Origin of the sequence: Streptomyces sp. NPDC001401, assembly GCF_042895385.1 — a bacterium.
Lineage (GTDB): Bacteria > Actinomycetota > Actinomycetes > Streptomycetales > Streptomycetaceae > Streptomyces.
Genome location: NZ_JBIAWI010000003.1, coordinates 381,276 through 407,967, shown reverse-complemented (window position 1 = coordinate 407,967; position 26,692 = coordinate 381,276). Strand labels below are relative to the sequence as shown.

Genomic DNA, 26,692 nt, shown 5'->3' with positions numbered 1-26,692 from the left:
CTCGATGGAATGGGGTCTAGGCGCATCCCAGTGCGCGATACGCCTCACGGGTCGTGGCGGCGACCCGCTTCCAGGTGCGTTCACGTGCGACCAGCGCGCGGGCAGACGCTCCCCACTGGGTCCGCCGCTTTTGACTGTAAAGCAGATCTTCGAGCGCATCTGCCCAGGGAAGGGACGATTCGGGGAGAATTAGCCGCCCGTTCACTTCCGGTTCGATCAGTTCTCTCATTGCGGTGAGATCACTACTGGCCACGGCAAGACCGCTCGCCATCGCCTCGACCGGTTTGAGAGGGGTCACCAGATGGCAGACGCGCTCGTCGGTGCGCGGCACCGCGAACACATCCAACACGGCGTGGAATTCCCGCACTTGGGCGTGCGGCACCCGGCCGGTGAACAGGACGACGCCGTCGCCCAGGCCCAGCCGGACGGCCAGCCGCTGCAGCGCGGCGCGCTCCGGGCCCTCGCCGACGATCAGCAGCCGCAGCGGAACACCCCGGCGCCGCAGCTCGGCACCCGCATGGAGCAATGTGCCGATGCCCTCGTGCGGGGTGAGACTGCTGACGGTGCCCACGACGAGGTCGTCCGGCGCGATGCCGAGCCGGGCCCGCACCGGCGCCCCGTCCGGCAGCGGGGCCAGAAACGCCTCGTCCACGGCGTTCGGCGAGATCAGCACCCGCTCCTCGGGCACCCCGCGCGCCACGATCTCCGCCTTCATCGCCGCACCCAGCGTCAGCACCAGGTCGGCCTCGCGCATGCAGTACGTCTCCAGCTCGCGCCGCATGCGGTACACGGGATCCTGCCGGCTGCGTCCCGGGGCCTGGGTCAGCCAGGTCTCCTCCAGAAAGCCCCGCACCTCGTAGACCACGGGCAGCCCGTAGGCCTCGCGCAGGGCGAGCGCCACCCGACCGTTGCCGTGGTCGGTCGCCGCGTGCAGCACGGCGGGCCGCAGCCGCTCCACCAGCCGCCCGGCCAGCTCGGCGTTGCGCGCCAGCACCGCGCCCTGCCCGTACGGCAGCGTGCGCGGCAGCAGCCGGTGCTGCGGCACCCCGCCCACCAGCTGCAGCGGCCGGGCGTCCAGCACGCCCTGCGCCACCGGGAACCCGACGCGCGTCACGACATGCGGATCGAGGCCCGCCGCCCGCTGCGCCTCGGCCAGTTTCTGCGTGCGCACCGTGTAGCCGGCGTGCTTGAACGGCAGCCCGTTGGTGACCAGATGCAGTACCCGCCCCGGCACGGGCCGGACCGCCCGTCCGGCGGGCGCGGGCACCCGGGCCGTGGAAGGGTTCGCGGTGGGCCCTGCTGTACGGGCCCGCGCACCGAGCCGCCGCTCGACCGGCCGCATCCGCCGGCGGACACGGCCGGGCAGCAGCCGTACGCCGAGCAGCGCGGCCCGAGCCGGGCCGTGACGCAGCTCGCCCCAGGCCACGGACGCGGCCAGGAGGAGAGCGCGGGGGAGACGTCGGGGCACGCGGTCACCGTAGGGCGGCTCGATGAACATCCGGGGGGCCGACACGACGGAGGAGGTCCCGTATGAACGGCCGTGTCCTGCACGTCGTCGGCACCCGCCCGAACTTCGTCAAGGCCGCCCCGGTCGTCGCCGCACTCGGCAGGGCCGGCTGCGAGCAGGTCCTCGTCCATACCGGCCAGCACTACGACGAGCGGATGTCGGACGTCTTCTTCCGCCAGCTCGGCCTGCCCGAACCGGACACCGACCTGGGCGTCGGCTCCGGCAGCCACGCCCGCCAGACCGCCGACCTACTGGTGGCCCTGGAAGCCGAACTCGCCGCGCGGGCCCCGGCGTTGACCGTCGTCTACGGCGATGTGAACTCCACGCTGGCCGCCGCCCTCGCCGCCGCCAAGCTCGGCATCCCGGTGGCCCATGTGGAGGCGGGTCTGCGCAGCTTCGACATGTCGATGCCGGAGGAGGTCAACCGGCGCCTGGTCGACCAGCTGGCCGAGCTGCTCTTCGCCACCAGCCCGGAGGCCGTCGGCCACCTCGCCCGCGAAGGCGTCGACCCCGGCCGCGTCCACTTCGTCGGCAACCCGATGATCGACACCCTGCTCACCCACCTGGACCGCCTCGATGCGGCCGCCGCCCGCACCGCCTGCGGCCTGCCCGCGCGCTACGGCGTCGTCACGCTGCACCGCCCCGCCAACGTCGACGACCCCGACGCGGCCCGCGCCGCGGCCCGCGCGCTGGCCGAGGCCGCCGCCCACCTCGACCTCGCCGTACCGCTCCACCCGCGTGGAGGGGCGGCACTGCGCGCCGCCGGTCTTGTGCATGCACCCGGCATCCATCTGCTCGAACCGCTGGGTTACGTTGAGTTCATGAGCCTGGTCCGCGGCGCCGCCGCCGTCATCACCGACTCGGGCGGCGTCCAGGAGGAGACCACCGTGCTCGGCGTCCCGTGCCTGACCCTGCGCACCACCACCGAGCGCCCGGTGACCGTCAGCCACGGCACCAACCGCCTGGTCACAGCCGCCGAGTTGGCGCCCGCGCTGCACAAGGTGCTGAACGGCTCCGCGCCCGCACCCGCCGAGGGTCCGCCCCTGTGGGACGGAAAGTCCGGCCACCGTATCGCCCGGGTGCTCACCCGCTGGCTGGAGAACCATGACTGACCACCGCACCCGCTCCCACCAGTACTGGGACACCCGTCACCGCGAACGCGACGACCTCGCCTCCGGCGGCCACATCGGCCTCGACCGCCCCGGCAACGAGATCTTCTACGCGCAGCGCCTCGGCGCCCTGCTCACCCTCATCGGCGACCTGTCGAGCCCCGAGGCCCCTCTCTTCGTGCTCGACGCGGGCTGCGGCAAAGGGCACTTCGCGCGTGGCCTCACCCGCTGCGGCCACCGCGTCGACGCCTTCGACGCCAGCCCCGAGGCGATCACGCAGGCCCGCGCCGAGGGCGGCGGCCCGCGCTACAGCGTCACCGGGCTCACCGACTTCCGCAGCCCGTGGCCGTACGACATCGTCCTGTGCGTGGACGTCCTCTTCCACGTCCTCGACGACACCGAGTGGGCGGCCGCCCTGCACAACCTGGCCTCGCTGGTGCGCGTGAGCGGACGGCTGATCCTCACCGACGAGGACACGTCCGAGCGCACGGCACGCGGCGACTACATACTGCACCGCCCAACTGCCGCCTACCGCAAGGAAATCGAGCACCTCGGCCTGACCCACACCCGCTTCCAGCCCTACGGCTTCCGCGAAAACCTGGTCGGCTTCCACGTCTTCACAAGGACCCGCTGATGCGCCTGACCGATCTGCTCCGCCCCCATCTGGACGGCGTCACCACCGTCGTGGACGCGACCGCGGGCCGCGGCCTGCGCCTGGCTCCCTATCTGGACCTGCCACCGGGAGTGGAGCTGCGGGAAGGCGAACAACCCGTGGGCGAGGGTGAGTTGGTGCTCCTCTCCTACGGCCCCGACCCCGACCTGCACGGCGACGAGCAGCACTGCCGCTCCGTCCTGGAGCGGATGCGGCCCGGCGGCCGGGGCCTGCTCCTCTTCGGCCACCGTCCGGCCGATCTGCCCTACCACCGGCTCCTCGACCACCTGGTCACCCGCAGCTGCCAGGTCCTGCGCGCCGCCGCCCTCGACTACGCGCATCTGCACGCGGGCGCCGTCTTCGCCTGCACGGAGGAACTCCTGCCGCTGCACGACTGGTTCGGGCGGTCCGTGCCGACCGGCGGGCTCGCCACGGCATTGCGCCTCGCCGACGAGTACGTGTTCGCCGACCTCGTCTCCCGGGCCGTACGGGCCCGTGCGCTGGATGCGGAACGCGAGGCCGAGGAGGCCGTCCGCGCCCTGGACGCCGCCCGCGACGACTCCGCCTTCGATCAACTGGCCGCCGCCGTACGGGACAAGGAGCGGCTGGCGTCCGCTCTGCGTGCCGCCCGCGAACGGGTCGGCGTGCTGGAGGCGCGGGTGGCGATGCTGGAGGGGTCGACCTCGCTCCGGGTAGGACGGGCGCTGGTCTCGGCGGCGCGGTCGCCGGGGCGGGAGGCGGTGCGGTTGCCGGGGGAGCTGTACGAGGTGTGGAAGGGCAGGCGGAGGGGCGGTGCGCGGACTGCCGGTGCCGGCCGGCCGGCGTCCTCGGCCGACACCCGGGGTACCGGCGGGTCGGTGCGGACGCCCGAGACCGACGATGCCGCGGTCGTGGCCGGCCGCGCCCTCCTCGCGCACCGCGCGCTCGTGTCCACACCCCGCGACCGTCTCGTCCTCGCCGGAGTGTTCACCGACCGCACCGCCGAGGACCTCGCGGCCGACGCGGTCGTCAACCGGCTGCTGCCGCACGACGGGCGGCTGCTCGTCGAGCGCACGGACCCGGACGCCGTGGTGGTGCAGCTCAGTGCCTGCGCGGGGGACGGGGACGGCGTCCGCCCCTGGGCACTCACGGGCACGGGCCTGGCCCCCGACCTCGACCGACGGCTGGCCGAACTCCTCGGCCAGGCACAGGCGTTGGACCGCACGACGATCCTGTGGCAGGACGCCCCCGTTGCCTGCGCCCCCGGCCTCGCACAGTTCGCCTGGGACGCCGTCCTCGACGCCGATACCGGTGTACGGCTCTCCCGGCTCGACCCCGCCGCGGACGGCGCGGAGCGGCTCAGGGAGGCGTTTTTCCGGGACAGCACCCGCGTCCGCCTTGCGGAGCTCGCCCGGCTGGCCGGCGCCCCGGACCCGCTGGCCGGGCGGCGGGTCGCCGTGCTGGCCGACCCGCGTGACGCGGCCGACGTGGCAGTGCTGACCGCGCAGGTGCTCGGCCAGCTCCATCGGCCGGCCGAGGTGATCGTGCCCGATCCCGCACTGCCCTTCGACGAACTGCTCGCCTCCGGGGTGACGGTCCGCGAGGGACCGCCCGCCGCACCCTGGGTCGCCGACTGGACGGACCTCTCCGCCGACCGCCCGGACACGCTGCTGCTGGACCTGATGTGCGCTCAGGAACACTCCGGCGCCGACGCGTTGGGCCACACGCCCGCCGACGAGCCCTACACCTTCGTACCCGCCCTGCACCCGCTCCTCGTCCGACTGCCGCTGTTCCTCTCCGGGCTGCCACCGGAGTCCTGGTCCGGCAGGGGCCACCGGCTGTTCGCCGTACCCGGGAAGGAATCGTCATGACGCGCACGCTCAAGGCCCTCGTCTACGGCGACGTCGACATGAACCTCATCGACGGCTCGGCCGTGTGGGCGCAGTCGACGGTGCAGGCGCTGTCGCTGGCGGGGTGCGAGACCCGGCTGGTCCTCAAGTCACCCGTGCGGACGGGGCGGTTGACCGATCCGCTGGCGGAGCAGCCCGGGGTCACGGTGGTGCGGCCGTACGAGGAGCGGCTGGTGGGCGGGCAGGGGGCGCGTCCGCTGTCGCCCGCGCAGGCCTCGCAGTTGCTGGCACGGCTGGACCAGGACGAGCCCTGCGACCTGCTGGTGCTGCGGGGGCGGGCGCTGACCGGCCGGGTCGTCGCCGAAGGCGCCTTCGACGGGCGGATCTGGGCCTACCTCACCGACATCCCGCAGTCCGCCGCCGAGATGACCGAACAGGAGCGGGCAGAGCTGTCCCGTATCGCCGCCGCGTCCTGCCAACTCCTTTGTCAGACGGAGGAGTTGCGGAGCTTTCTGGAGACATGGGTGCCGGAGGCCTGCGGGCGCTGCGCGCTCAGTCCGCCGGCCGTGCCCGAACCCGGCTTCGCGCCGCCGGAGCGCGAGGGGATCCACGACCCCGTACGGCTCGTCTACACCGGCAAGTTCGCGCCCCGCTGGAACACCCTGCCCATGACCCGGCTGCCGGAGCTGCTGGCCGGGCAGGGCATCCGGGCCGAACTCCACACCGTCGGCGACAAGATCCACGACGACCCCGCCCACCCGGACTTCCGGTCCGCCATGACCGAGGCCCTGCACGGCGGCACACCCGGCGTCCGCCACCACGGCGGACAGACCCGCGAACAGGCCATGCGCATCGCCGCCGACTGCGACCTCGGCCTCGGCTGGCGGGACCCCGTGCTCGACGCCAGCCTCGAACTGTCCACCAAGATCCTGGAGTTCGGCGCGGTGGGCCTGCCCGTCGTCCTCAACCGCACCCCCGCGCACGAGGCACTGCTCGGCGCCGACTATCCCCTCTACGTCCCCGGACGCGCCACCCTCGCCGACGCGGCCGAGGCCGTCGCCCGTGCCGTACGGGAACCGCAGGCGCGGCGCCTGGCCGCCGGCCGCTGCCGGGAGGCGGCCGGCCGCCACACCCTGGAGGCCGCGGCGGCACGCTGGCGCACTCACCTCGACCGCGCCTTCCCGTCCGAGCCGCCCTCCCTGACCTCCCGCTCGCGCCCCCTTCGGGTCGGCGTGGCGGGCCACGACCTGAAGTTCCTCACCCGGCTCCTCGACCACTTCCGCGCGCTGCCCGGCCTCGACGTACGCGTCGACAACTGGCCCGCGATCGCCTCGCACGACGAGACCGCGAGCCGGGAACTCGCCGACTGGGCCGATGTGGTGGTCGTGGAGTGGTGCGGGCCGGCCGCGGTCTGGTACAGCCGCCACAAGAGGAAGGGCAGTCGACTGCTCGTACGGCTGCACCGTTTCGAGCTGGAGGCGGAGTGGCCGCGGCAGGTCGACATCGGCGCGGTCGACCGGGTGGTGTGCGTCAGCCCGTACTACCGGCGGCTGACTCTGGACCACACCGGCTGGCCGGAGTCGAAGGTCACCGTGATCCCCAACTGGGTCGACACCGACCAGCTCGACCGCCCCAAGGCACCCGGCGCCCGCTTCCGCCTCGGCATGATCGGTATCGCCCCCAGGCGCAAACGCCTCGACCTCGGCCTGGACGTCCTGGAGAAACTCCGCGCCCACGACCGCCGTTGGCAGCTGTCGGTCAAGTCGAAGCCGCCGTGGGAGTACTGGTGGATCTGGAACAAGCCCGAGGAGCGTGCGCACTACGACACGATCCTGCGCCGCATGCAGACCTCCCCGCTGCTCGAAGGGGCGGTCGTCTTCGACGACTTCGGTCCGGACGTCGCGAGCTGGCTCCGCCGCATCGGCCACGTCCTGTCCACCAGCGACGACGAGAGCTTCCACCTCGCCCCGGCCGAGGGGATGGCCTCCGCCGCCGTACCCGCACTGCTGCCGTGGCCCGGCGCCGACGAGATCTACGACCGGCGGTGGATCCACGACAGCCCGGAGGCCATGGCGCAGAGCATCGCCTCGCTGGTGGGGGACGAGGCCGAGGGTGCCGACCGCTGGCGGGCGGCCGGTGCGATGGGGCGCGAACAGGTTCGCGAGGGGTTTGCGTTGTGGCGTGTGGCCGAGGCGTGGACGGCGCTGCTTGCCGGGGGGTGAGGACTTCGCCGCCGGGCCGTGATGTGCCGTCTTTCGTCTGCGGCATCATCGTGGCTTGTCGCGCAGTTCCCCGCGCCCCTTCAGGGCGCTGCCGGAACCCCCGGGCGCCGGAGCCTGTATGGCATCCGGTGCCCAGGGGTGTTCGTGGGGTGCCGTCAGGCGGTGACCGTCTCCGGCTGTGACGCCCCCTGGGCGGCCCGCTCACCCAGGTGCTCCGTCGGGACCTTGGCCGTCTCGCGGGCGGAGAAGGCGGCGATCACCGGCGGGACGCAGAGGGCCGCGGTGAAGAAGGCGACCGCGGACCAGTCGTTGCCGTCCGGGCCCGCGATCTGCGCGGCGAACGTGACCGCGAAGCCGGCCACGGCGAAGCCGATCTGGGTGCCGATCGCCATGCCGGACAGGCGGACGCGGGTGGAGAACATCTCGCCGTAGAAGGAGGGCCAGACGCCGTTCGCGGCGCTGTAGACGATGCCGAAGGCGACGATGCCCAGGATCAGGGTCAGCGGGTAGTTGCCCGTCGAGATCGCCCACAGGTAGCCGAACATGGCGATCGCGCTGCCCGCCGCGCCGATCAGGAACACCGGGCGCCGGCCGATGCGGTCCGAGAGGGTGGCCCACAGGGGGATCGCGGCGAGGGCCACGAGGTTGGCGAGCGCGCCCACCCACAGCATGGAGGAGCGGGACATGCCGACCGAGTCGCTGGTGGCGTAGGCGAGGGCCCAGACCGTGAAGATCGTGGAGACGGAGGCGATGAGCGCGCCGCCGATCACCCGCAGCACGTCCACCCAGTGCTCGCGCAGCAGCACCACCAGCGGCAGCTTCACGACGCCCTCGGTGGCCGCCTGCTTCGCGAAGGCCGGCGTCTCCTGGAGCTTGCGGCGGATGACGTAGCCGGCGACGGCGACCGCGACGCTCGCCCAGAACGGGACCCGCCAGCCCCAGGACATCAGCTGGTCGTCGGGAAGCTGGGCGACGGCCAGGAAGACCAGGGTGGCGATGAGCTGGCCGCCCTGTGTGCCGCTGAGGGTGAAGCTGGTGAAGAAGCCGCGCCTGTTCGGTGGCGCGTGTTCCAGCGTCATCGAGTTCGCGCTGGCCTGCTCGCCCGCCGCCGAGATGCCCTGCAGGACGCGGCAGGCGACCAGCAGGACCGGAGCGAGGCCGCCGACCTGGGCGCGGGTGGGCAGACAGCCGATGAGGAACGTCGACAGGCCCATCAGGATCAGCGTGAAGACCATGATCTTCTTACGGCCGACACGGTCGCCGAAGTGGCCGAGGAAGAGCGCACCGACCGGGCGGGCCGCGTACGCGACACCGAACGTGGCCAGTGACAGCAGGGTCGCGGTGGCCGGGTCGGACTGGTCGAAGAAGACCTTCGGGAAGATCAGCGCGGCCGCGCTGCCGTAGATGAAGAAGTCGTAGTACTCCAGGGCGCTGCCGATCCAGGCGGCGGTTGCCGCCTTTTTCGGCTGCCCGACGGCTTCGGCGGGGAGGGACACGGCTTGCTCCTTCGAGGGAACTCCAACATAGGCGGAGTGAGCGGCGGGGGAGAAGTGCCGGATCCCTGGGGTGACGGGACGGCCGTGCCGGTTGCTATCCGGCTAATTAACCCACTGGATAGTTAGTAGTGGTTGGCTACGGATGTTGCGCCCACGTTTCCCGGGTGTCAAGGGGTGCTGCCGAAGGATCTTGCCGCGCCAGGGGGCGAGTCCGGTGCTGCGGTCAGTCCGCCGCGCGGTCCGCCGTCAGGTACGCGATCACCATGTCGCCCAGCATCGTGCGGTAGTGCTCGCGCTGGGCGGGGTCCACCAGGTCGCGGCCGAACAGGGCGCCGAACGTGTGCCGGTTGGCGACCCGGAAGAAGCAGAAGGAGCTGATCATCGCGTGCAGGTCGACCGCGTCGACGTCGGCCGTGAACAGCCCCGACTCCTGCCCGGCGGCCAGGATGCGGCGGATCACGTCGAGCGCGGGGGAGCCGATCCTGCCCAGCTTCTCGGAGGCGGCGATGTGCTCGGCCCCGTGGATGTTCTCGATGCTGACCAGGCGGATGAAGTCCGGGTGCTGCTCGTGGTGGTCGAAGGTCAGCTCGGCCAGGCGCCGGATGGCCGCGACCGGGTCCAGATGCTCGACGTCCAGCTTCTGCTCGGCCTCGCGGATCACGCCGTACGCCCGCTCCAGGACGGCCGTGAACAGCTGCTCCTTGCCGCCGAAGTAGTAGTAGATCATCCGCTTCGTGGTGCGGGTGCGGGCGGCGATCTCGTCGACCCGGGCGCCGTCGTAACCGGCCCGCGCGAACTCCTGTGTCGCCACGTCGAGGATCTCGGCCTGGGTGCGGGCGGCGTCGCGGATCCGCCCGTTCGGTCGTGCCGGTTCGTCGACGCTGGTCATCGGGTTCCTTCGGGAGTGCGGCCAGTGCCGCAGATTCTAGAAGGCGGGCCCGGTGGCGCCGCCGCGGTCTTCCCAGGGAACCGCCGGGCTGATATAGCTAACGTACTAGTTCGTACATTAGCGCTCGGCTCAGGAGGCCCCGTGGCCAAGGACTCGTATCTCGTCGGACTGATCGGTTCCGGCATCGGCCCGTCGCTCAGCCCGGCGCTGCACGAGCGGGAGGCGGACCGGCAGGGCCTGCGCTATGTGTACCGGCTCATCGACATCGACACCCTCGGCGTGCCGCCGGAGGCGGTCGGCGACCTGGTGCGGGCCGCCCGCGACCTCGGCTTCGACGGGCTGAACATCACGCACCCGTGCAAGCAGCTCGTCATCGAGCACCTGGACGCGCTCGCCCCGCAGGCCGAGGCGCTCGGTGCGGTGAACACCGTCGTGTTCGACGGCGGTCGTTCCATTGGGCACAACACGGACGTCACCGGGTTCGCCGCGTCGTTCGCGCGCGGGCTGCCGGATGCTTCGCTGGAGCGGGTGGTGCAGCTCGGCGCCGGCGGGGCGGGGGCGGCGGTCGCGCATGCGACGCTCACCCTCGGGGCGGAGCGGGTCACCGTCGTCGATGCGTTGGCCGATCGGGCGGCGGATCTTGCTGCCTCCCTCAATCGCCACTTCGGCCCAGGGCGGGCGGCCGCGGCCACCCCCGATCGGCTGGCGCAGTTGCTCACCGCCGCCGACGGCATCGTGCACGCCACGCCGACCGGGATGGCCGCGCATCCGGGGCTGCCGTTCCCTGCGGAGCTTTTGCACCCTGGGCTGTGGGTTGCCGAGGTTGTCTATCGGCCGTTGGAGACGGAGTTGCTGCGTGCCGCCCAGGCGGTTGGCTGCGCCGTATTGGACGGGGGTGGGATGGCCGTTTTCCAGGCTGCGGATGCGTTTCGGTTGTTCACCGGGCGGGAGCCCGACAGTGGGCGGATGTTGGCGGACATTGCGGAGATGGCCGGTGGTGTCGAGAGCTCGGTGGGCAAGGCGGTCTGAACGCTGCGGGTTGTTTTGTGGTTGCTCGCGCAGTTCCCCGCGCCCCTATCGGGGCGCCGCAGTGCCGGCAGTTTGAAGGAGCAGGTTCATGCTTACGTCCATTGCCACCGTTTCTCTGAGTGGGTCTCTGACCGAGAAGCTGACGGCTGCCTCGCGGGCCGGGTTCGACGGTGTTGAGATCTTTGAGAACGATCTGCTCGCCAGTCCCCTTGCCCCCGAGGAGATCCGGGCCCGCTGTGCCGACCTCGGGCTCACCATCGACCTGTATCAGCCGATGCGGGACGTCGAGGCCGTGCCCGAGGATGAGTTCGTGCGCAACCTGCGCCGCGCCCGGCACAAGTTCGAGCTTATGCAGCGGCTGGGCGTGGACACCGTGCTCGTCTGTTCCAGCGTCTCCCCGCTCGCGATCGACGACGACGCCCTCGCAGCCGAGCAGCTGAGCCAACTCGCCGAGCTGGCACAGGACTTCGGAATCCGGGTCGCCTACGAGGCGCTCGCCTGGGGGCGGCATGTCAGTACGTACGACCATGCCTGGCAGGTTGTCGAGACCGCGGACCACCCCGCGCTCGGCACCTGTCTCGACAGCTTTCACATTCTCTCCCGGGGGTCCGACCCCAAGGGCATCGAGGACATCCCCGGCGAGAAGATCTTCTTTCTGCAGCTCGCGGACGCTCCGCTGCTTGCGATGGATGTCCTGCAGTGGAGCCGGCACTATCGCTGCTTCCCGGGGCAGGGCGGCTTCGACGTCGCCGGGCTCGTGCGGCACGTGCTGCGCGCGGGGTATGCCGGGCCGCTCTCCCTGGAGGTCTTCAACGACGTCTTCCGGCAGGCCGAGGCCGGGCCGACGGCCGTGGACGCGCACCGGTCCCTTCTGGTCCTGAAGGAGGCGGTGGGGCTGGCCGATCTGCCTGCCCCGGTCGTTCCGACGGGTGTCGCCTTTGCCGAGCTGGTCACTCCCGACGCGGAGCCGGTCAGCGAGGTGCTGGGGGCCCTGGGCTTCGCCCGCACCGCCCGGCACCGCAGCAAGCCGGTCGATCTGTGGCAGGCGGGGGAGGCCCGAGTGCTCGTCAACACCGGGCCGGCCGCTCGACGTGACGGCACCGGGCTGGCCGCGATCGGTCTGGAGTCCCCGGACCCGGTGGGCGCCGCGCGTCGCGCCGAGGCGCTGCTGGCGCCCGTACTGCCGCGCCGTCGTGCGGCCGAGGACGCCCCGCTGGACGCCGTCGCTGCCCCCGACGGCACGGAGTTGTTCTTCTGCGCGACGGACCGTCCCCAACTCCCCAGCTGGCGCGCCGACTTCGAGGACGTCCCGGACGCCGCGACCGGTGCAGGCGTAACGCGCATCGACCATCTCGCCCTCGTCCAGCCCTGGCACCACTTCGACGAGGCCACCCTCTTCCACCGCAGCGTCCTCGGCCTGTCCGCCCAGGAGAGCGTGGACGTCGCCGACCCGTACGGCCTGTTGCGCAGCCGTGCCGTCACCGATGCCGACGGCAGCGTCCGTATCGCCCTGTCCGTCGGCGCGGCGCCCGCCGACGACACGGTCCACGCCCAGCACATCGCGCTGGCGACGGACGACGTGGTGGCCGCCGCGCGCCGTTTCCGCGAGGCGGGCGGGCTGCTGCTGCCGATGCCCGCGAACTACTACGACGATCTGGCCGCCCGGTTCGAGTTCGCCGAGGGGGAGTTGGAGACGTATCGCGGGCTCGGGATCCTCTACGACCGGGATGCGTACGGGGAGTTCCGGCACTGCTACACCCGGACGGTCGGCCGCGTCTTCTTCGAACTCGTCCAGCGTGATGGGGAGTACAGGGGGTACGGCGCCCAGAACGCGCCCGTGCGCCTGGCGGCGCAGCACGCCGTGCGGCGGCTCACTGGCGGCTGACGGTTCTGGTCACGCCGGTGACGACCGTGGTGGCCAGGATCCAGCCGGTGATGATCAGGGCGTAGGCGAGGTACTGGTACCAGCCGTCCGGCGCGAACGCCTCCTCCTGGCCGAAGGAGATCACCGGGAGCAGCAGGTCGAGGGTGTAGAAGACCGGGTTGAAGCGCGGGGCCTCCGACGCCTTGAGCGCGTGCGGGTGGTGCAGGGCGTAGGCGATCGAGCCGATCGCGAGGAGCGACAGCAGCCAGACGGCCGCGCGCAGCGGGCGGAAGCCGTAGCCGACGGTGGCGTCCTGGACGTAGCCCCACAGGCGGCCGTACCAGGCGCGGGTGGAGCGCAGGCGGCGCTGCTTGGCGAGCTGGACCATGCGGGCGGCGTGGTCGTCGCCGACCCGGCGGTAGGAGGTGGCCAACTGCTCGTAGGCGTGCGGGACATAGCCGTCACCGTCCCGTTCCAGCATCGGCAGACGGTGCTCGGCGGGCACGTGCGGGGTGAGCGAGGTGTAGACGAGGTCGCTGAGGAACACCTGGGTGGGCAGCTTCTGCGGTTCCAGGAAGAGGACCTCGATCTGGGCGCGGCGCAGATTCAGGTCGCCTTCCATGGGCGGGCCCTTGCGCAGCCACAGTTCCCCGATGGTGCAGCTGCTCGCCCGCAGCGCCGCGTCCCCGGGGTTCGACAGCCGTGCGTGCGACAGCTCGAGACGGCCCCCGATGCGGGCGCCGCGCAGACCGATCCATCCGCGCGTGCGCACCTTCCGCATCAGGACATCGCCCTGCACGGTCAGGGTTTCCGCATCGAGGACGGCGCGGCCGGGACGCTCGAGCCGTGCGTCGTTCAGCCTGATCGACCCGGCGACCTCGGCCCCGTTGAGGCGCACCTCGCCCTCCGTGCGCAGTCCGGGTGCCCACAGGTCGTCGCCGATGGTGACGTGGTTGAGTTCGAGCACGGTCTCGTCGGGCGCCGAGAGCTCGGCCCGGTCCATGAAGATGGCCCCCGCGATGTGCGCCCCGCCGAGCCGCACCGGCCCCCGTATCCGGCAGCCCGTCAGCCGCAGCACGCCCTCCACCCGCACGGTCGCGGCGGTCAGCCCCGGCAGCACCGAGTCGCTCAGGTTGAGCTGCCGGAACCGGGCGCCGTACAGCAGCGGTACCTCGTCGAAGTGGCAGTGGCTCAGCCGGATGGCGAAGTCGCTCGTGCCGTACCGCACATCGAGCACTCCGGTGATCCGGGCCCCGGCCAGCTTGACCGCGGCTATCTCGCCCGGTTCCTGCGGCCCGTTGAGCAGGAGGGCACGCAACACGGCTGCCCGGACCGTCCGTTCGGGCCCCCAGCTCGCGCCCTCCGCCACATCCTCGGCGGTCCCTTCCAGGAAGTCGACCGCCGCCCCCGTCGAAAACGCCCGCCACACCTGCTGCTCGGCCGGCGTCAGATCGTTGATCTCCACACTGCGGGACTCTAATCCCAGAGCTCCGCATGCCGCCGGTGGGTGTCCGTCAGCCCGTTCACGAAGAACCGCTCGTAGTACTCCCGTTCCACGTGGTGGGTCTGCAGCCAGATGCCCGGGACATGGATCGCGTCCGTGTGCGCCGGGAACCGGCGATGCGTGCGGATGACGTATTCGCAGATGTCGCGGGCGCAGTCGATCACCCGCTCCTCGTACTCGCTCGCCTCCGCGAGATAGCGCTGGCCGTAGTCCTCCTTGTAGATGCGGGTGAAGACGTCCTTGTCGGTGTAGACGCCGCCGGTGCCGAACTTCGAGCCGATCACCGAATCCACGGCGTCCGACATGGACTTGTGCGCGGGCGGACATGCGGCCGCGATGAGGGCTTCGCCGTCCCGGGAGGTGAGCCCCACCGGGTGCGAGCGCAGGGTCGCGTACTTCGGCAGCGGGACGTGCCAGCGCCATACGTCCGCGAGCCGCCAGCGCGGGGTGACGAAGGTGAAGCCGAGCATCTTGCCGTACGCCCGTGAGAACTTCGGGTCTCCCAGGGCGATCTGGGGGTTGATCGACGCGTGGATCCAGGCGCCGAGGCCCATTCCCTCCGCCGTGAGCATGAGGTTCTGCAGCAGCAGGTCCGCCTCGATCTGGGTGCGCATCGGGCCGAGTGCGCCGAGCGGGAGCTTCAGGTCGCCGTTCAGGAAGCCGTTCTTGACCCACTTCTTCACGCCGGCGGGGCGGTAGAAGTTGCGGTCGTCGACGAGGGTCGGACGTGCTCCGTCCGGCTGGGTCAGGAGGTACATCAACGCGTTGATGTACTGATGGGACAGGTCGACGACAGGGAAGAACACCGTCGTCCCCGACAGGTTGGACAGGAATCGGTTCGAGTCCAGGTACGCAGGGAAGTCCCGCCTGTTCTGCGGTACGTCGAGCCGGTGGTCGAGGACCTTCACCTTGGACTGCGCTGCCCGCGCCGCCAACGTCTCGGCGTCGAAGGGCTCTTGAGGAGCCGGTGGCAGCTTCCGCAGGTAGTAGGTACCCGTGTCGTTGATCATGAAGAAGTGGGTGCCCTGCGCGTTGTCCGGGCTGCCCGCGGTGCGGCCCGCCATGGTCAGGTTGGGCTTGGCCATGATGGGTTTGCCGTCGCGCGGGTCCTCGAAGGGGCGGTCCGGCATGGTGAGGCCCGTACAGCCGGTGATCGCGATCAGCACCGCCTCCTCCAGCTCCGACAGCGGCTGCTGGGTGTGCGGGGAGCGGTAGCTCATCGACCCGGCCGGCACCGAGGCGCCCCGGCTGACGCGGTGGGTGCGCCGGTGCCAGACCGTGTCCAGCAGGGGCCGGCCGAACAGGTCGGCCAGCCCCGGGTGACCGTTGGCGGTGCTCATTCACGGCCTCCGTGCATGTCCCCGTCGCTCGTCGGCCGCACCGTCCGCCACGGCGCGAACGCGCTGGCCCCGCGCGGCAGCAGCGCCGCCAGCTCCGGGCAGTGCCGCAGGATGACGGAGCTCATGCCGCCCCGCTCCACCCAGTCGATGCCCAGCGGCGTGTACACCTCGGGCCGGTAGTCGACGTTGAGGAAACGGTCGGACTGCAGGCGCCGCGTGGCCATCAGGATGAAGATGCGGAACGCGGTGTCGCTGAACCCGAAGCCGGTCGGCGGGTTCTCCGCGAACAGCCCGACCACGGTGTCGATCTCGTCGACCGAGCTGTAGACCTCCTTGAGCCGGGCCAAGGTCTCCGCGTTCTCCGTCAGTTCCTCGAAGGAGCGGATGCGCTGCTTGTGCAGGCCCGCGCGGAAGTCGTTGTAGCGCGGGACGCCACGCCGACGGGTCCGTACGAGGTCCACCACCGACAGGTCGATGATCTCCCCGTCCCGCTCGAACTGCTGCAGCGAGCGCGGGTAGTTGTGCAGGGTGATCGCGCCCGGGTGGGCGATGCCGAACGAGTAGAGGGTGTTCGCGAGGCCCGTCTTGCGGATCTGCGCTTCCGCCGCACCGCCCTGGATGTCCAGGAAGCCCACCGTCTCCATGCGCTGCCCGAAGTGGTGCTCACGCAGCTCGAAGTCGTCCGGGACCAGCGGGTGCATCCGGTAGACGGTGACGAAGTCCTCGGTCAGCGAGTACGGCGCCGTGTGGTGGTCCGGCACCGTCTTCGGAATGCCCACCAGCGAATGCGCCTCGAACAGCCACAGTCCCAGCTGGTTCAGCCAGTTCTTCGGCGGGCCCTGCCAGTTGGTGTGCAGCCCGATGTCGATCGCCTCGGTGGCGAGGATCGCCGGCGTCCACTCCACCGTGTGGATCTTCGCGATCAGTGCGGAGACGACCAGCCGGGCGGTCTGGTAGATCCGCTCCTCGCTCATCGACGGGTACTCGGCGCGCAGCGCGGCACACACCGCGTTGTGCTCGCGGGCGAACAGCGTGTGCATGGCGCTCAGGCCCATCCACCAGCTCTCGTTGAAACCGGTGAGCGGGATGTGACCGTTGCTGCCGCCGGGCAGGTGGCCGTCCTCCAGGCGGAGTTCGGCGCGCCCGTCGGCCTCGCGCAGGAAGCGGGCGGTCTGCTCGTCCTCGCCGTACACCTCGGAGCCGTCCCACCAGTGGGAGGCGTTGTTGGCGAAGAGGATCGGGGGCCGGCCGGGCACCTCGATGCCCTCGTTCTCCACGAACCGCATCACGTTCTCGCCGGGCCCGCCGGGCGTGTTGTGCCAGGGCCCGCTGCCGGGCGGCAGCGGCACCTCGACGCTGCGCTCGCCGGGCTTGTAGCGGCGGTGGTTGACCCAGTCGTGCACCTGGAACTGGATCCAGGCCGCGGCAAGGATGTTGAGGGAGGTCGCCGGCACGAACGCCTCGCGGTACAGGAGCTCGCGGCTGACGGTGACCGGGTTCGGGGTGTCGAAGAGGTCGGGTCGGTAGTCCGGCTTCAGATTGCGGCCGAAGGTGGCCCCCACCGCGCCCATCTTCGGGGCCGACAGATCGTTGTACGTCCCGTCGTAGGACCGCTCGCCGCGCAGCTGCTCCGGGATCGGCGCCGGCACCCGCTGGGCCTTCGGCGGTGCCTCGCGCAGCTCGGTGTCGACCAGGTTGCGGCGGCGCAGCACCTTGCGCAGGAACACCAGGTTCAGCAGGCTCAGCTGCAATGGCAGCCGGTGCCAGGGGACATACCGGTTCAGCAGCGCGAAGGCCGCTTCCATCGGGCGGCCCAGGATGCGGTTGCGCAGGGGCTCCTCGGTGACGAACTTCAGCCCCAGCCGATGCGCGCTCGCCGCCTGGTAGGCGGCCTTCCGGGCCCGGTTGATGTTGCCGAGCGGACGGAAGTCGTCCGTCGTGTACCAGGGGTTGAAGGCGAGGTCCTCGATCCGGCGGGCGGTCGCGCGGGCCTCGGCGGTGTTCAGGTCCTGGCCGGGAATGGTGAGGCGGGCGATCGCGATCGCGGGCGACACTCCGTCCTTCCACTCCACCGAGGCGTCCTCGACCGGAGTGCGCCGCTCGTCGACGAACCGCTGCACGCACAGGTCGTAGGAGACGTCGCCCTGTGCCAGCCGGCGCGTGAACTCCCGGTGCAGGGCGTCCGGGTCCCGGCGGTCCGGAGCGGGTGCCGCGGGGGTGCCGGGGGCCGGCCGGAACAGGAACCGCACCGGTCCCGCCTCGCCCCACAGAACCGCGCCGCGGCTCCAGAACGTCTCGTTGGCAAAGGAGTTGACGGTGTGCCGGGTGGCGGCCTGGACATTGCGGCGCATGCGGTTCGCGGTGCCGAGGCCCACGGCCAGCGGCAGCTTCACGAACAGCCCGAACGCCTTCTGCACGGGGCTCTTGGCGCCCGCCATGGCCTTCGCGAAGGCCACGAACTCCCGTGCGTTGCGGGCGTGCGAGACGGGATAGCTGGTCGCCAGCAGGTCGTGGCTCTCCTCGTCCGACACCTGCACGCGTACGGCGGCCCCGCGCAGGTCGGGCGAGCCGTCGCCCTGCCGGATCCCGCTCGCGTTGGACAGCCGCACCGTCACCGGATACTCGGCGCCCGGCTGGGCGAACCCCACGCGCAGCGCGGCGGGGAGGTCGTCGTGGAAGCGCAGCCGCGCGTTGTCAACGGCCACCGGCGCCTTGGCATGGAAGGTCCGGGAGATCCCACCGCCCCCCGCCCGCCGGTTCCTGACCTGCACCTTCATCAACTCGGCGGCCAGCTGCTCGAACACCAGCCGTTCCGCTTCGGGACTACCGCCTTCGTACCGCTCGTACTGCGGTTCTTGCTGCCCGGTCTCGGCCATCGGTCGTTTCCTCACGCGCACGGATACGTACGGGACAGGGCCCCGCACGCTACTGGCGGCCGAGGCGCGCTCACAGCGATGGTTCGCGCCGATGTGCGCCACCTTGCGCCCCATGCGGACAATTGCGCGGTGAGTCGTGTTTGCGCACGTCAGGCGGGTGTGTGAGGGAGCCGTAATCTCCCGTGCCCGCCCCGCGGACGCTTTCCTTCCCCAGCAACCCCACCTGCCGCGCCCGCCGTGGCCGGGGAACGACTCCTTCCCGGTGACGGTTCGGGGCCATGGTGGGTGCCCATCACCTGCAGACGTCCCGGGGGAGGTCCCAGATGCGGGACACATACGTCAAAGGGCCCAGCTATGCCGCGCTGCGCCCGTGCAAGCCGGAGACCGATCCGAGCAGCTTCCCGGTCTACCCCGACCTGGTGGAACGGCTCGTCGAGGACAAGCACCAGCCCGACCCGGACGGAGTCGTGCCGCACGTGCTGGCGACCTGTGCGGCCTATGCGTACGCCGGGTTCGAGCAGCACAGCGACGTGGAGACCGTCGCCATGATCATGGCGCGGCTCGGCCTGGAGGAGAACGGCTGCCGGGCCTTCGAGCAGCGCGTGGACGCCATGTACATCGCGTCCGCCGCCTATCTGGTCCAGGACAAGGACCGCAGGGTGGCGATCCTCTGCTACCGCGGCACCCAGCCCGAGGACGTCATCAGCATCCTCACCGACGCCGACGTACGGCCGGAGATGCTCACCGTCGAACTGGAGGGCCGCAAGTACGAGGTCCACGCCGGCTTCTACCGCAACGTCCGCGCCACCCGCCACCTGATCATCGAGGCCCTGGAGCGCGCCGTGCGCGGCGAGTCCCTGAATCCCGAGGAGCAGGGGACGCGCGGCGGCGGCCTGGAGGCCCTCTACATCACCGGGCACAGCCTCGGCGCCGCCATGGCCGCGATCATGGCGGTCACCATCGTGCACGAGCCCCGCTACCGGCACATCGCCGACAAGCTCAAGGGTGTCTACACCTTCGGCCAGCCCATGGTCGGCGGCCCCGACCTGGCCCGCGCCTGCGAGGAGACACCCGGACCGCTGGACAACTACGTGCTGCGCGACCGGATGCTCCGCTACATCTTCGACCGGGACGTCGTGCCCGCCCTGCCGCCGCGGCCGGTCGGCCCGTACGCCCCCTTCGGCCGCGAGTTCCACTACCGCAGGCGGCACGGCCCCGTCGACGCGACGCTCACCTTCGCCGCCGACTCGGCGATCGAGAGCCTGACCCTGCCGGTCGACGTCCTGCGCACGGCCGTCGACCGGGACTGGGGCGGGCTGCTGGTCCGCGTCACCGAAGGGTTCCGGCGGTCCGTGCAGCCCCTGTTGCGGGCCGGCGGTGAGGGCTGGACGGAGGTCGCCGAACCGGGCCTGCACTACCCCCAGATGGACAGCCTGGCGGGTCTCGCGGTGGTGGCGCCGCTGGCGTTCTTCGCGACCCGGCTGGCGCTGACCCGCACCATCCCGTTCAAGTACTCCTTCGACGACCACGGACCGGGCCACTACGTCAACGCGCTTGCCCCGCCTGGGGTGTTGAGCGAGTTCGGGGACGTTCTGTAGCCCGGGCCGGGGGAGTCAGGGCCGGGTGTTCCACTCGGCGATCACCGGGCGGTCGTGCTCGGTCGACAGGCGGCTGACGGTGCCCGTCGCCAGCTGGAAGAGCCGTCCGTCCGCCGGGTCCAGACCCAGCCGACGGGCCGTCAGCACCCGTAGGAAATGGGCGTGTGCCACGAGGACCACGTCCCCGTCGGGGAGCGCCGCGTCGACCCGGGCCAGCACGCGGTCGGCGCGCTGCCCGATCTGTTCGGGGGACTCGCCGGGGTGCCCGTCCGGGCCGGGTGGCACGCCGTCGGTCCACAGGTACCAGTCGGGGCGGGTGCGGTGGATCTCGACGGTGGTGATGCCCTCGTAGGCGCCGTAGTCCCACTCGTGCAGGTCGGGCTCGACGGCGGCCGCGGGGATGCCCGCGAGTTCGGCGGTGCGTATCGCGCGGCCGAGCGGGCTGGTCAGGGCAAGTGCGTAGGTCCGCTGCGAGAGGAGTGGAGCGAGCGACTTGGCCTGCTCCTCACCGTGCTGAGTGAGGGGCAGGTCGGTCCAGCTGGTGTGCTGTCCCGACACGCTCCACTCCGTCTCGCCGTGGCGGACCAGGAGAAGGTCCCCCACGGTGCGCCTACTTCGACTCGACGGCGTGCCCGCCGAACTGGTTGCGCAGCGCCGCGATCATCTTCATCTGCGGCGAGTCGTCCTGCCGGGACGCGAACCGCGCGAAGAGGGAGGCGGTGATGGTGGGCAGCGGGACGGCGTTGTCGATGGCCGCCTCGACGGTCCAGCGGCCTTCGCCGGAGTCCTGCGCGAAGCCCTTCAGCTTGTCCAGGTGCTCGTCCTCGTCGAGGGCGTTGACCGCCAGGTCGAGCAGCCAGGAACGGATGACCGTGCCCTCCTGCCAGGAGCGGAACACCTCGCGCACGCTGTCCACCGAGTCGATCTTCTCCAGCAGCTCCCAGCCCTCGGCGTAGGCCTGCATCATGGCGTACTCGATGCCGTTGTGGACCATCTTGGAGAAGTGCCCGGCGCCGACCTTGCCCGCGTGGACATAGCCGTACGGGCCCTCCGGCTTGAGCGCCTCGAAGATCGGCTTGAGGCGGTCGACGTGCTCCTTGTCGCCGCCGACCATGAGCGCGTAGCCGTTCTGCAGGCCCCACACGCCGCCGGAGACGCCCGCGTCGACGAAGCCGATGCCCTTGGCGCCGAGCTCCTCGGCGTGCTTCTCGTCGTCCGTCCAGCGGGAGTTGCCGCCGTCGACGACGGTGTCGCCGGGGGAGAGGAGCCCGCCGAGCTCGTCCACCACCGACTGGGTGGGGCCGCCGGCCGGGACCATCACCCAGACCACGCGCGGGGCTTCGAGCTTGTCGACCAGCTCGGCGAGACTCGCCGCGTCGGAGAGGTCGGGGTTGCGGTCGTAGCCGATGACGGTGTGGCCGGCGCGGCGGATCCGCTCGCGCATGTTGCCGCCCATCTTGCCGAGACCGATGAGACCGAGCTGCATTTCAGTTGCCTTCCTTGAGGTCGCGGTAGGCGGCCACTAGTGCGGTGGTGGAGGGGTCGAGGCCGGGGACGTCCGCGCCTTCGGTGAGGGCGGGTTCGACGCGCTTGGCGAGGACCTTGCCGAGCTCGACGCCCCACTGGTCGAAGGAGTCGATGTTCCAGACGGCGCCCTGGACGAACACCTTGTGCTCGTAGAGGGCGATCAGCTGGCCGAGGACGGAGGGGGTGAGTTCCTTCGCCAGGATGGTGGTGGTGGGGTGGTTGCCCTGGAAGGTGCGGTGCGGCACCTGCTCCTCGGGGATCCCCTCCGCGCGCACCTCGTCGGCGGTCTTGCCGAAGGCCAGCGCCTGGCCCTGCGCGAACAGGTTGGCCATCAACAGGTCGTGCTGGGCCGCCAGTTCGCCGCTCAGCTCGGCCGCCGGGCGGGCGAACCCGATCAGGTCCGCGGGGATGAGCCGGGTGCCCTGGTGGATCAACTGGTAGTAGGCGTGCTGCCCGTTGGTGCCGGGGGTGCCCCACACCACCGGACCGGTCTCCCAGCCCACCACATGGCCGTCGCGGTCGACCGACTTGCCGTTGGACTCCATGTCCAGCTGCTGCAGATACGCCGTGAACTTCGACAGGTAGTGGCTGTACGGCAGCACCGCATGGGACTCGGCGCCGAAGAAATTGCCGTACCAGATGCCCAACAGGCCCAGGATCAGCGGGGCGTTGGCCTCGGCGGGTGCGGTCTTGAAGTGCTCGTCGACGATGTGGAAGCCGTCGAGCAGCTCCCGGAACCGGTCCGGGCCGATCGCGATCATCAGCGAGAGGCCGATCGCCGAGTCGAAGGAGTAGCGGCCGCCGACCCAGTCCCAGAACTCGAACATGTTGTCCGGGTCGATGCCGAACTCGGTGACCTTGCCGGCGTTCGTCGACAGTGCCACGAAGTGCCTGGCGACCGCCTTCTCCTCGCCGAGCCCGCCGGGGCCGTTCAGCAGCCAGGAACGGGCCGACGTGGCGTTGGTGATGGTCTCGATCGTGGTGAACGTCTTCGACGCGACGATGAACAGCGTCTCCGCCGGGTCGAGGTCGCGCACCGCCTCGTGGAGGTCGGCGCCGTCCACGTTGGAGACGAAGCGGAACGTCAACTCCCGTGCGGTGAAGGTGCGCAGCGCCTCGTACGCCATCGCCGGGCCGAGGTCGGAGCCGCCGATGCCGATGTTGACGACGTTCCTGATGCGTTTGCCGGTGTGGCCGGTCCAGGCGCCGGAGCGGACCCGCTCGGCGAAGTCGCTCATCTTGTCCAGGACGGCGTGGACCTGGGGGACGACGTTCTCGCCGTCGACCTCGATCACGGCGTCCCGCGGGGCGCGCAGTGCGGTGTGCAGCACCGCCCGGTCCTCGGTGACGTTGATCTTCTCGCCGTGGAACATGGCGTCGCGCAGCCCGAACACGTCGGTGGCGGCGGCCAGTTCCTGCAGCAGGGCGAGGGTCTCGTCGTTGACCAGGTGCTTGGAGTAGTCGATGCGCAGATCGCCGACGCGCACCACGTACCGCTCGGCGCGCGCGGGATCGGCCGCGAACAGCTCACGCAGCCGCGGGCGTTGCAGCGCATCCGCGCGGTGGTCCTCCAAGGCGGTCCACTCGGGGCGCCGGGTCAGCTTCGGGGAGTCAGACATGGGAGACGTTCTCCTTGGTGGCCTCGCCCCGCAGGGCGACGGCGTACATCTCGTCCGCGTCGAGGCGCCTGAGCTCCTCGGCGATGAGTTCGGAGGTGGTGCGGACCTTCAGCGCGAGGGTGCGCGAGGGCTGGTCCGGCAGGGTGAGCGTGGCCAGCGGGCCCTCGGGGCGGTCGATGACGATCTCGCCATGCTCGGTGCCCAGGCGGACGGCCGTGACGACCGGTCCCGCGGTGACCACGCGGTCGATCTTCACGTTCAGCCGCGCCTCCAGCCAGCGCGCCAGCAGCTCGGCCGCCGGGTTGTCGGCCTCGGCCTCCACGGCCCCGGAGACGATCCGGGTGCGGGCCTGGTCCAGGGCCGCCGCCAGCATGGAGCGCCACGGCGTCAGCCGGGTCCAGGCCAGGTCGGTGTCACCGGGCGCGTAGGAGCGGGTCCGCTGCTCCAGGGCCGCCAGCGGGTTCTCGACCGCGTACAGGTCGGTGATCCTGCGCTGCGCCAGCGCGCCCAGCGGGTCCTTGGCGGGCACCTCCGGGGCGTCCACCGGCCACCACACGACGACCGGAGCGTCCGGCAGCAGCAGCGGCAGGACGACCGAGTCGGCGTGGTCGGACACCTCGCCGTAGGTGCGCAGCACGACCGTCTCGCCGGTGCCGGCGTCCGCGCCGACCCGGACCTCGGCGTCGAGCTTGGACGCCATGCGGTCGCGCGGGGTGCGGGCGTGCCGCTTGATGACGACCAGGGTGCGCGAGGGGTGCTCGTGCGAGGCCTCCTCGGCCGCCTTGATCGCGTCGTAGGCGTTCTCCTCGTCCGTGACGATGACCATCGTCAGGACCATGCCCACGGCCGGTGTACCGATGGCGCGGCGGCCCTGCACCAGCGCCTTGTTGATCTTGCTTGCCGTGGTGTCGGTCAGGTCGATCTTCATGGCCTGCGCCAGCTCCGTCCGTCTCGTGCGAGCATCTCGTCGGCTTCCTCGGGTCCCCAGCTGCCCGAGGGGTACTGCGCCGGCTTGCCGTGCCGCGCCCAGTACTCCTCGATCGGGTCGAGGATCTTCCAGGACTCTTCCACTTCCTGGTGACGGGGGAACAGGTTGGCGTCGCCGAGCAGCACGTCCAGGATGAGGCGCTCGTACGCCTCCGGGCTGGACTCGGTGAAGGACTCGCCGTACGCGAAGTCCATCGACACGTCCCGGATCTCCATCGAGGTGCCCGGCACCTTCGAGCCGAACCGGACCGTCATGCCCTCGTCCGGCTGGACGCGGATGACGATCGCGTTCTGCCCGAGCTCCTCCGTGGCGGTGGAGTCGAAGGGGGAGTGCGGCGCCCGCTTGAAGACGACCGCGATCTCGGTGACCCGGCGGCCCAGGCGCTTGCCGGTGCGCAGGTAGAAGGGGATGCCCGCCCAGCGGCGGTTGTCCACCTCCAGCTTGATGGCCGCGTAGGTGTCGGTCTTCGAGTTCGGGTCGATGCCGTCTTCCTCGAGGTAGCCGAGGACCTTCGCACCGCCCTGCCAGCCCTCCGCGTACTGCGCCAGAACCGTGTGCTCGCCCAGGTTCTCCGGCAGCCGCACCGACTTCAGCACCTTGAGCTTCTCGGTGAGCAGCGACTCGGCGTCGAAAGCGATGGGCTCCTCCATGGCGGTGAGCGCCATCAGCTGGAGCAGGTGGTTCTGGATGACGTCACGGGCGGCGCCGATGCCGTCGTAGTAGCCGGCCCGGCCGCCGATGCCGATGTCCTCGGCCATGGTGATCTGGATGTGGTCGACGTACGACCGGTTCCAGATGGGCTCGTACATCTGGTTGGCGAAGCGGAGCGCCAGGATGTTCTGGACGGTCTCCTTGCCCAGGTAGTGGTCGATGCGGAAGACCTGGTCCGGCTCGAACACGTCGTGCACGAGCGCGTTCAGCTCGCGGGCGCTCGTCAGGTCGTGCCCGAACGGCTTCTCGATGACCGCGCGCCGCCAGGAGCCCTCGGGCGCGTCCGCGAGGCCGTGCTTCTTCAGCTGCTGGACGACCTTCGGGAAGAACTTCGGCGGTACGGAGAGATAGAAGGCGTAGTTGCCGCTCGTGCCGCGCGCCTTGTCGAGCTCGTCGACGGTGCTGCGCAGCTGCTCGAAGGCCGAGTCGTCGTCGAAGTCACCCGGAATGAACCGCATGCCCTCGGCGAGCTGCTGCCAGACCTCCTCGCGGAACTCGGTGCGCGCGTGCTCACGGACCGAGTCGTGCACGACCTGTGCGAAGTCCTGGTCCTCCCAGTCCCGGCGGGCGAACCCGACGAGCGAGAAGCCCGGGGGCAGCATGCCGCGGTTGGCGAGGTCGTAGACGGCGGGCATCAGCTTCTTGCGGGACAGGTCGCCGGTGACGCCGAAGAGGACGAGTCCGGACGGGCCCGCGATGCGCGGGAGCCGGCGGTCGCGTTCGTCGCGCAGGGGGTTGGTCCAGTCGAGCGCCGGCCCGACCACAGCTTCCTCGGTCATTCCGTCTCAACTCCCTTGCTGTCCAGGGACTTCGTCACCGCGTCCAGCAGGTCCTGCCAGGCCACCTCGAACTTGGCGACGCCCTCGTCCTCGAGCTGCTGCACCACCTCGTCGTAGGAGATACCAAGTGTCTCCACGGCGGCGATGTCGGCGCGAGCCTGCGCGTAACCGCCGGTCACCGTGTCGCCGGTGATCTCGCCGTGGTCGGCGGTGGCGTTCAGAGTGGCCTCCGGCATCGTGTTCACGGTGCCGGGTGCGACCAGCTCGTCCACGTACAGCGTGTCCTTGTAGGCGGGGTCCTTCACGCCGGTCGAGGCCCACAGCGGGCGCTGCCGGTTGGCCTTGGCACCGGAGAGGGCGGTCCAGCGGTCACCGGTGAAGACGTCCTCGTAGGCCTCGTAGGCGAGGCGTGCGTTGGCGAGCGCGGCCTTGCCCTTGAGGGCGAGGGCCTCGTCCGTGCCCAGAACCGTCAGGCGCTTGTCGATCTCGGAGTCGACGCGGGAGACGAAGAAGGAAGCCACGGAGTGGATCGTGGAGAGGTCGAGGCCCTTCGCGGCGGCCTTCTCCAGGCCGGCCAGGTAGGCGTCCATGACCTCGCGGTAGCGCTCCAGGGAGAAGATCAGCGTGACGTTGACGCTGATGCCGAGGCCGATGACCTCGGTGATCGCGGGCAGGCCCGCCTTGGTCGCCGGGATCTTGATCATGACGTTCGGGCGGTCGACGAGCCAGGCGAGCTGCTTGGCCTCGGCGATCGTCGCCTTGGTGTTGTGGGCGAGGCGCGGGTCGACCTCGATGGAGACCCGGCCGTCGCGGCCGCCGGTGGCGTCGTAGACGGGCCGCAGGATGTCGGCGGCGGCGCGCACGTCGGCGGTGGTCATCATCCGTACGGCCTCGTCTACCGTGACACCGCGGACGGCCAGGTCGGCGAGCTGCTCCTCGTAGCCCTCGCCGGAGCCGATGGCGGCCTGGAAGATGGACGGGTTGGTGGTCACGCCCACCACGTGCCTGGTCTCGACGAGTTCGGCGAGGTTCCCGGACTCGATCCGCTTGCGCGACAGGTCGTCCAGCCAGATGGAGACGCCCTCGTCGGACAGGCGCTTGAGTGCTCCCGCGGTCGCGGTTGCTTCGGTCACTTTGATCATCCTCTTTCTGG

19 protein-coding genes are annotated in these 26,692 nt (G+C 70.9%); 7 read left to right on the top strand and 12 right to left on the bottom strand.

Annotated elements, in window-relative coordinates:
• Positions 1-16: 16 nt before the first annotated feature.
• Positions 17-1,468: a glycosyltransferase family 4 protein gene (locus tag ACFY10_RS13790; protein ID WP_390665283.1), complete on the bottom strand. Its 1,452-nt coding sequence runs from the start codon at positions 1,466-1,468 to the stop codon at positions 17-19.
• A 62-nt stretch (positions 1,469-1,530) separates the two neighbouring features.
• Between ACFY10_RS13790 and wecB the strand changes: the two genes are divergently transcribed.
• The 4 genes from wecB to ACFY10_RS13770 are packed head-to-tail and all read left to right on the top strand — an operon-like array spanning position 1,531 to position 7,319.
• Positions 1,531-2,619 carry a non-hydrolyzing UDP-N-acetylglucosamine 2-epimerase gene (gene wecB, locus ACFY10_RS13785; RefSeq protein ID WP_390665282.1) on the top strand — a complete coding sequence of 363 codons (1,089 nt, stop codon included), beginning with the start codon at positions 1,531-1,533 and terminating at the stop codon, positions 2,617-2,619.
• Positions 2,612-3,250, top strand: coding sequence for a class I SAM-dependent methyltransferase (locus ACFY10_RS13780; RefSeq protein WP_390665281.1), 639 nt, complete (start codon positions 2,612-2,614; stop codon positions 3,248-3,250). The genes wecB and ACFY10_RS13780 overlap by 8 nt, the downstream gene beginning before the upstream one ends.
• Positions 3,250-5,118, top strand: a complete 1,869-nt coding sequence (locus ACFY10_RS13775; protein ID WP_390665280.1) for a hypothetical protein — start codon at positions 3,250-3,252, stop codon at positions 5,116-5,118. Before ACFY10_RS13780 ends, ACFY10_RS13775 begins: the two co-directional genes overlap by 1 nt.
• On the top strand, positions 5,115-7,319 hold the full coding sequence (locus tag ACFY10_RS13770; RefSeq protein WP_390665279.1) for a glycosyltransferase: 2,205 nt from the start codon (positions 5,115-5,117) through the stop codon (positions 7,317-7,319). The genes ACFY10_RS13775 and ACFY10_RS13770 overlap by 4 nt, the downstream gene beginning before the upstream one ends.
• 155 nt (positions 7,320-7,474) lie before the next feature.
• On the opposite strand, the gene ACFY10_RS13765 is transcribed toward ACFY10_RS13770, so the two are convergent.
• Together ACFY10_RS13765 and ACFY10_RS13760 are read right to left on the bottom strand one after the other, a co-directional pair.
• The gene (locus tag ACFY10_RS13765; RefSeq protein WP_390665278.1) at positions 7,475-8,815 is read right to left on the bottom strand and encodes an MFS transporter; all 1,341 of its coding nucleotides are present in this window, start codon (positions 8,813-8,815) and stop codon (positions 7,475-7,477) included.
• A 223-nt stretch (positions 8,816-9,038) separates the two neighbouring features.
• The gene (locus ACFY10_RS13760) at positions 9,039-9,704 is read right to left on the bottom strand and encodes a TetR/AcrR family transcriptional regulator (RefSeq protein WP_390665277.1); all 666 of its coding nucleotides are present in this window, start codon (positions 9,702-9,704) and stop codon (positions 9,039-9,041) included.
• Positions 9,705-9,845: 141 nt separating this feature from the next.
• Here ACFY10_RS13760 and ACFY10_RS13755 point away from each other — a divergent pair, with 141 nt between their 5' ends.
• Both ACFY10_RS13755 and ACFY10_RS13750 read left to right on the top strand, forming a co-directional pair.
• Complete coding sequence (locus tag ACFY10_RS13755) at positions 9,846-10,733, top strand: shikimate dehydrogenase (protein WP_390665276.1); 888 nt, start codon at positions 9,846-9,848, stop codon at positions 10,731-10,733.
• Positions 10,734-10,821: 88 nt separating this feature from the next.
• A complete protein-coding gene (locus ACFY10_RS13750) occupies positions 10,822-12,618 on the top strand; it encodes a bifunctional sugar phosphate isomerase/epimerase/4-hydroxyphenylpyruvate dioxygenase family protein (protein WP_390665275.1) in 1,797 nt (598 codons plus the stop codon).
• Here ACFY10_RS13750 and ACFY10_RS13745 read toward each other — a convergent pair.
• From ACFY10_RS13745 to ACFY10_RS13735, 3 genes are read right to left on the bottom strand one after another with little or no spacing between them, the layout of a single operon-like run.
• Positions 12,605-14,062: a membrane-associated oxidoreductase gene (locus ACFY10_RS13745; RefSeq protein WP_390665274.1), complete on the bottom strand. Its 1,458-nt coding sequence runs from the start codon at positions 14,060-14,062 to the stop codon at positions 12,605-12,607. The two genes, ACFY10_RS13750 and ACFY10_RS13745, sit on opposite strands and share 14 nt — an antisense overlap.
• A gap of 11 nt (positions 14,063-14,073) precedes the next feature.
• Positions 14,074-15,441: a hypothetical protein gene (locus ACFY10_RS13740; RefSeq protein ID WP_390665273.1), complete on the bottom strand. Its 1,368-nt coding sequence runs from the start codon at positions 15,439-15,441 to the stop codon at positions 14,074-14,076.
• Positions 15,438-18,317, bottom strand: a complete 2,880-nt coding sequence (locus tag ACFY10_RS13735; RefSeq protein WP_390665272.1) for a peroxidase family protein — start codon at positions 18,315-18,317, stop codon at positions 15,438-15,440. Before ACFY10_RS13735 ends, ACFY10_RS13740 begins: the two co-directional genes overlap by 4 nt.
• 323 nt (positions 18,318-18,640) lie before the next feature.
• Here ACFY10_RS13735 and ACFY10_RS13730 point away from each other — a divergent pair, with 323 nt between their 5' ends.
• Entirely contained in the window at positions 18,641-19,915 is a 1,275-nt protein-coding gene (locus ACFY10_RS13730; protein WP_390665271.1) for a lipase family protein, read from the top strand.
• A 15-nt stretch (positions 19,916-19,930) separates the two neighbouring features.
• Here the strand turns inward: ACFY10_RS13730 and ACFY10_RS13725 are convergent, their stop codons facing one another.
• Genes ACFY10_RS13725 through tal form a run of 6 tightly spaced genes read right to left on the bottom strand, consistent with a single transcriptional unit; the run spans position 19,931 to position 26,681 of the window.
• On the bottom strand, positions 19,931-20,518 hold the full coding sequence (locus ACFY10_RS13725) for a histidine phosphatase family protein (protein ID WP_390665270.1): 588 nt from the start codon (positions 20,516-20,518) through the stop codon (positions 19,931-19,933).
• A gap of 7 nt (positions 20,519-20,525) precedes the next feature.
• Positions 20,526-21,401: a phosphogluconate dehydrogenase (NAD(+)-dependent, decarboxylating) gene (gnd, locus tag ACFY10_RS13720; protein ID WP_390665269.1), complete on the bottom strand. Its 876-nt coding sequence runs from the start codon at positions 21,399-21,401 to the stop codon at positions 20,526-20,528.
• A 1-nt stretch (position 21,402) separates the two neighbouring features.
• Positions 21,403-23,061 carry a glucose-6-phosphate isomerase gene (gene pgi, locus ACFY10_RS13715; RefSeq protein ID WP_390665268.1) on the bottom strand — a complete coding sequence of 553 codons (1,659 nt, stop codon included), beginning with the start codon at positions 23,059-23,061 and terminating at the stop codon, positions 21,403-21,405.
• Entirely contained in the window at positions 23,054-23,989 is a 936-nt protein-coding gene (gene opcA, locus ACFY10_RS13710; RefSeq protein WP_390665267.1) for a glucose-6-phosphate dehydrogenase assembly protein OpcA, read from the bottom strand. The genes pgi and opcA overlap by 8 nt, the downstream gene beginning before the upstream one ends.
• Entirely contained in the window at positions 23,986-25,539 is a 1,554-nt protein-coding gene (gene zwf, locus ACFY10_RS13705) for a glucose-6-phosphate dehydrogenase (RefSeq protein WP_390665266.1), read from the bottom strand. The genes opcA and zwf overlap by 4 nt, the downstream gene beginning before the upstream one ends.
• Positions 25,536-26,681 carry a transaldolase gene (gene tal / locus ACFY10_RS13700; RefSeq protein WP_390665265.1) on the bottom strand — a complete coding sequence of 382 codons (1,146 nt, stop codon included), beginning with the start codon at positions 26,679-26,681 and terminating at the stop codon, positions 25,536-25,538. Before tal ends, zwf begins: the two co-directional genes overlap by 4 nt.
• Positions 26,682-26,692 lie beyond the last annotated feature (11 nt).

Coding starts and splice junctions, on each gene's coding strand:
- wecB (WP_390665282.1), top strand. CDS start 1,531: ATGAACGGCCGTGTCCTGCACGTCGTCGGCACCCGCCCGAACTTCGTC.
- ACFY10_RS13735 (WP_390665272.1), bottom strand. CDS start 18,317: ATGGCCGAGACCGGGCAGCAAGAACCGCAGTACGAGCGGTACGAAGGC.
- pgi (WP_390665268.1), bottom strand. CDS start 23,061: ATGTCTGACTCCCCGAAGCTGACCCGGCGCCCCGAGTGGACCGCCTTG.
- tal (WP_390665265.1), bottom strand. CDS start 26,681: ATGATCAAAGTGACCGAAGCAACCGCGACCGCGGGAGCACTCAAGCGC.
- ACFY10_RS13750 (WP_390665275.1), top strand. CDS start 10,822: ATGCTTACGTCCATTGCCACCGTTTCTCTGAGTGGGTCTCTGACCGAG.
- ACFY10_RS13775 (WP_390665280.1), top strand. CDS start 3,250: ATGCGCCTGACCGATCTGCTCCGCCCCCATCTGGACGGCGTCACCACC.
- ACFY10_RS13780 (WP_390665281.1), top strand. CDS start 2,612: ATGACTGACCACCGCACCCGCTCCCACCAGTACTGGGACACCCGTCAC.
- ACFY10_RS13770 (WP_390665279.1), top strand. CDS start 5,115: ATGACGCGCACGCTCAAGGCCCTCGTCTACGGCGACGTCGACATGAAC.
- ACFY10_RS13740 (WP_390665273.1), bottom strand. CDS start 15,441: ATGAGCACCGCCAACGGTCACCCGGGGCTGGCCGACCTGTTCGGCCGG.
- opcA (WP_390665267.1), bottom strand. CDS start 23,989: ATGAAGATCGACCTGACCGACACCACGGCAAGCAAGATCAACAAGGCG.
- ACFY10_RS13760 (WP_390665277.1), bottom strand. CDS start 9,704: ATGACCAGCGTCGACGAACCGGCACGACCGAACGGGCGGATCCGCGAC.
- zwf (WP_390665266.1), bottom strand. CDS start 25,539: ATGACCGAGGAAGCTGTGGTCGGGCCGGCGCTCGACTGGACCAACCCC.
- gnd (WP_390665269.1), bottom strand. CDS start 21,401: ATGCAGCTCGGTCTCATCGGTCTCGGCAAGATGGGCGGCAACATGCGC.
- ACFY10_RS13730 (WP_390665271.1), top strand. CDS start 18,641: ATGCGGGACACATACGTCAAAGGGCCCAGCTATGCCGCGCTGCGCCCG.